Below are 1673 nucleotides of genomic sequence, written 5' to 3' on the forward strand. Positions count from 1 at the left end.
TGATATGCTCCCCTTTAGGTAGACAGGTGAAATAATAAAAACCTGTTTATCAAGGGGAGTTTTTTCATGTCTCAAATAAATGAGTACTGCGGGGAAGAGAAATTAGCCATTCTGAAGGAGTATGAAGCAGGACGGGGATCACGAAGTGAGATCGCTTGTAAATATAACATTAACGTCAGTACGTTGAAGGAATGGCGACGTCGTTATGCACTGTACGGATTCGAAGGGTTAGCATGGCGTGCAGAGAATAAGAGCTACTCAGTGGAACTTAAACTTCAGGCTGTTCAAGATTATCTATCTGGAAAGTACTCACAGAATGAAATTATAAGGAAGTACCGTATGGCAAGCCGCACACAGCTCCGAAACTGGATTAAGAAGTATAATAGTCATAGCGGTCTAAGACCGTATAAGAACGGGGGCGGAGCCGCTATGACAAAGGGACGGACAACGACTTGGGAAGAACGAATGGACATTGTAATGTATTGCTTATCACAAAATCGAAACTATCAAAAAGCAGTAGAGAAATATCACGTTTCTTATCARCAAGTTTACGGATGGGTAAAGAAGTACGAAGCAGACGGCGAGAACGCTTTGCKAGACGGCAGAGGGCGCACGAAGGCACCTGAAGAGTTATCTGAGRTCGATCAGCAAAAGCTCGCCATGAAGAAACTGGAGTACGAGGTTGAGCGGCTTCGGGCGGAGAATGCTTTCTTAAAAAAGTTACAGGAGTTTCAAGGGAGGCGTCGCTAAGCGGACATCGACAGGAAAACATTTATCTCGCTATCCAAGCCGTGCAGCAGGCAGAAGCGCTTAGCATACAGCTACTGTGCAAGGTTGCGGAGATTCCAAGGTCAAGCTACTACAAGTGGCTCAGTCACAAGCCTAGCCAACGACAGTTGGAGAACCARGAGCTTACGGCGGTCATGATGACGTTATATGAAAAGGTTGAAGGCACCTTCGGCTACCGTCAATTAACGCTGCATATGCGTCGACAAACGGAGAAGCAGATTAACCACAAACGCGTGTATCGTCTGATGAAGATAAGAGGAATTCAGTCCGTCATTCGCAGGAAGAAAAAGAAATATGAACGTTCTATACCGCAGCACGTAGCTGAGAACGTATTAAACCGTGCGTTTCAAGCGGAAGTACCGAACGAAAAGTGGCTAACGGATGTCACTGAATTTAAATACGGCAACGGTCARAAGGCCTATTTAAGCGCCATTCTCGACCTTCATGATAAATCGATTGTTTCTTATGTACTGGGACATTCCAATAATAATCCGCTCGTGTTTAAAACATTGAAGTTGGCTCTAAAGGCAGCGCCAAGAAGCAAAGCGCTCCTTCATAGCGACCGGGGCTTTCAGTACACGTCTTCGGGTTTTAAGAGAATGTTGGATAAGGCTAAGCTGAAGCAGAGCATGTCCAGGGTCGGACGTTGTATTGATAACGGTCCAATGGAATCATTTTGGGGAACGTTGAAATGTGAGAAGTACTACTTACATAAATACCAAACTTTTGAGCAGCTAAAGAACGATATTGATGATTACATCCACTTTTACAATTACGAACGATTGCAGAAAAAACTAAACGGCCTCAGTCCCCTTGAATTTAGGGCTAAGGCCGCTTCATAGATCTTTATTTTTTGTACTGTCTACTTGACGGGGTGCAGTTCA

General features: G+C 44.5%; 1 protein-coding gene. It reads left to right on the plus strand.

Annotated elements, in window-relative coordinates:
* Window positions 1–66 precede the first annotated feature (66 nt).
* A protein-coding gene (locus tag AC1DF0_RS31885) for an IS3 family transposase (protein WP_477577560.1) occupies window positions 67–1631 on the plus strand; the annotation gives its coding sequence in 2 pieces (ribosomal slippage) (window positions 67–703 and window positions 703–1631; 1566 coding nt in all).
* The last annotated feature ends 42 nt before the right edge of the window (window positions 1632–1673 follow it).

It is taken from the genome of Paenibacillus sp. 05T425, assembly GCF_056396205.1.